Origin of the sequence: Lentibacillus sp. (assembly GCF_035301925.1) — a bacterium.
Taxonomy (GTDB): domain Bacteria; phylum Bacillota; class Bacilli; order Bacillales; family Amphibacillaceae; genus Lentibacillus.
This window is the reverse complement of sequence record NZ_DATGTI010000057.1, coordinates 1-2,959: the sequence shown is the minus strand read 5'-3', so window position 1 is coordinate 2,959 and position 2,959 is coordinate 1. Positions and strand designations below refer to the sequence as shown.

The 2,959-nt window shown below is 43.6% G+C and carries 4 protein-coding genes; all 4 read right to left on the bottom strand.

Annotation, left to right across the window (positions count from 1 at the left end):
* On the bottom strand, positions 1 to 167 hold a 167-nt coding region (locus VK080_RS05040), incomplete at its 3' end, for an ATP-binding cassette domain-containing protein (RefSeq protein WP_324223678.1).
* A 19-nt stretch (positions 168 to 186) separates the two neighbouring features.
* Positions 187 to 840: an ABC transporter permease gene (locus VK080_RS05035; protein ID WP_324223677.1), complete on the bottom strand. Its 654-nt coding sequence runs from the start codon at positions 838 to 840 to the stop codon at positions 187 to 189.
* Positions 841 to 882: 42 nt separating this feature from the next.
* On the bottom strand, positions 883 to 2,328 hold the full coding sequence (locus VK080_RS05030) for an FAD-binding oxidoreductase (RefSeq protein WP_324223676.1): 1,446 nt from the start codon (positions 2,326 to 2,328) through the stop codon (positions 883 to 885).
* Between the two features lie 38 nt (positions 2,329 to 2,366).
* Positions 2,367 to 2,959, bottom strand: a 593-nt coding sequence (locus VK080_RS05025; RefSeq protein ID WP_324223675.1) for an FGGY-family carbohydrate kinase, incomplete at its 5' end; no start/stop codon positions are given.

Sequence of the window (2,959 nt, the reverse complement as noted above, 5' to 3'; positions counted from 1 at the left end):
CCTGTAATCGTCTCAAGCTGGTTAACCATCCGCAGCAATGTCGTCTTGCCACAGCCAGAAGGTCCAAGCAAAACTACAAATTCGCCTTCGTCCACATTTAATGATATATCATCGATTGCTTCGACATCTCCTCCATAAACTTTTGACACATTCTTAAAATCTATCACAAATTGTCACCTGCTTTTTTCAATTATTTACCCCTGGGGATGTGAATCGCTTCTGAAGGGACTTTAAGACAAAGTCAGCCACCAACGCTAAAAGCGATACAAAAACAGCCCCAGCAAGAACCATATTATTGTTCCCGCGACTGATGCCTGAATTAATCAGCACGCCTAATCCTCCGGAACCAATAAACGCTGCAATCGCACCGATACCAATGTTCAACACGGTCGCAGTACGGACACCGGCCATAATCAATGGCAGCCCATTTGGAATTTCCACCTTCATTAGGCGCTGAAATGTCGTCATGCCAAGTCCTTTTGCCGCATCCCGGATATTGGGATCAACATTTTGAATCGCTGTATACGTATTTCGGATAATCGGTAATTGTGAATAAAGGACAAGCGCTATTAAGGCCGGCAGAAAGCCTATCCCCTGTCCGATCACGGATAAGACAGGTATCATAATCCCAAACAGCGCAATACTCGGGATTGTCAGAATAATCGAAGCTGCTTGCAGGACTGTTTCAGCCAGGTATTTATTCGTCGTCAGGTAGATTCCCAAAGGGACCCCAATAAGTAGCGCAATCAATATCGCAACACTGACCAGCTGCAAATGTTCCATTGTGTAAGTATAAATATTACTCCAGTCATTCTGGACATAATTAAAAAGGTCTGTCATTTAAACACCTCCCTTGACATATTAGCAGTCCAGCGAAAAATTCTAATTTTTGCCTTCAGGGTAAATAGTCCCTTGATTCATAATACCTTTTGGATCAAAAGCTTTTTTCAATGTTTCCAAAATGTAGTACGAAGAACCATATTCGTCTTTAATCCAAGGTGTGCGATGTTTGCCGACACCATGATGGTGCACCATTGATCCGCCGGTTTTCAGCGTTTCCTCTACGATGATTTCATTAATTGGATAATGATATTTAGTAATCTCTTCCTCAGGTGTAACATCAATCAAGTCATAATAATAGACAAAGTACATATTCGTTCCATTTATATAGCTGTGGGAAGAATGCCCGCCCAACATCGTAATATCCGGGATTTCCTGGCGAATGCGCTGAATGCAGTTTTGATAAATATCATGAATGATGCGCCATGAACCCGAGACTTCCGTTGTGAAACCAAGATTATTCATTTCTTTTATTTGTTGACGCTCTTCGGTTACTTTTGAAGGGTCCCAGTTTAAATGATCAAACCAATTCTGAATAAGACTGCTGTCGACTTGTTCAAACGTATTGTATGCTTGTACAATCGCGTCAATTGCTTCCCCTGTTGCTTGTGCGATTGGTTTTGGCCCTTCCGCCATAAAAATCAGCACACATTTGTCTTTGGAAAACTCGAAATGATCAGCGGCGTCTTCAGGGTCATACAATCTGGCAACAGAAGGCTTGTAGCCCTGCACCATCACTTCGCGCAGGATTTCAAATCCTGTCTTCATATCCTCAAGCAGATAACCGTAAAATTGATTGTTTTCCGGCTGATAGGTAAAGAGTTTTACCGTGACTTCCGTAATATAGCAAAGTGCACCTTCATTCCCGATGATAACATGCCGGATGTCAGGTCCTGCTGCACGCCGGGGCACATTTTTTATGTTTGTGATTTTGCCGTTTGGAAAAGCTGCCTCAAGCCCAACGACCATGTCTTCAATGCCTCCATATAGTGTAGAAAACTGACCGATACTGCGTGTGGCCACTAAGCCGCCCATTTGGGCAAGAGGTTTTGACTGCGGTGAGTGCCCCGTCGTAAGTCCCTGCTTTCGGAGCTTTTCTTCCAATTCCTCCAATGGCACGCCGCACTGAACCGTCGCGTGCATATTATAGGGATCAATATCAATGATTTGATTCATAGCGGAACCGTCAATGACCACCGAATTTTCAACGGCTGTCTCGAGTCCGCCTTCCGTTGCTGAACCGCCCGTTTTTGGCACAACGTTAATTTCATTGGTTTGCATATAAGACAAGAGGCGTGCGATTTGATCAGCGCTTTTCACTTTTACCACTGCTGCAGGGAGCGGTTGTGTATAAATATCATGGATTGTTTCATACTTGCGGAAACGGTCGACACTATTTTCTTTCAGCACTTCTTCGTCAGTAAAAATTTGTTCTTCTGGCAGCATTTCCTGAATACCCTTTACGATTTGGTTTCTTGATAAGGCCATAATGCTATCTCCTTTTGTTAAGTTTTTAATTGTTAACGTTATAAAGCATGCAATTTTTGCAAAATGTCATCTGTGAAATCGGTTACTTTACTGTAGACATCCGTATTGAACACCTCATAAAATGTATGGTTGTTTTCATCAGGGAGAAAACTGTCCTTGACCCTCACCATATGATCGACAGCTTCCTGATAACCTGTGTATTCATTCAGCGCAACGGCTGTATTAATAGCTGCCCCAAGGCTTGCCGAACCAGTGACATCATTCCGCTTTACCGGGACACCAAAGATATCGGCCATCATCTGCATCATTAAATCCCCGTTTGAGCCGCCGCCCGAGATAATCATTTCCTTTACCGTTATCTGGCGTTCAGCACATAATGCGTCAACATGATTTTTCATCGTCAGGCAGATGCCTTCTAATATGGAATGGTATAGATGGGCGCGTGTATGCCGTTCATCAAACCCGATCATTATCCCTTTTCTGAACGGTTTGTCAGATGGTGCCAGCCAATCATGGATGGTCATTAAGCCGTCACTCCCAGCCGGAACTGTTCCTTCAGTCTCTGAGTTAAGCAATTCTTCCGGTGACATGTTACTGGCTTCTGCCTGCTCAACTAATGCATCACCAAAAA

Bases quoted from the DNA above. Each gene is read 5' to 3' on its own strand.
- VK080_RS05035 (WP_324223677.1), bottom strand. From the start codon at position 840: ATGACAGACCTTTTTAATTATGTCCAGAATGACTGGAGTAATATTTAT.
- VK080_RS05030 (WP_324223676.1), bottom strand. From the start codon at position 2,328: ATGGCCTTATCAAGAAACCAAATCGTAAAGGGTATTCAGGAAATGCTG.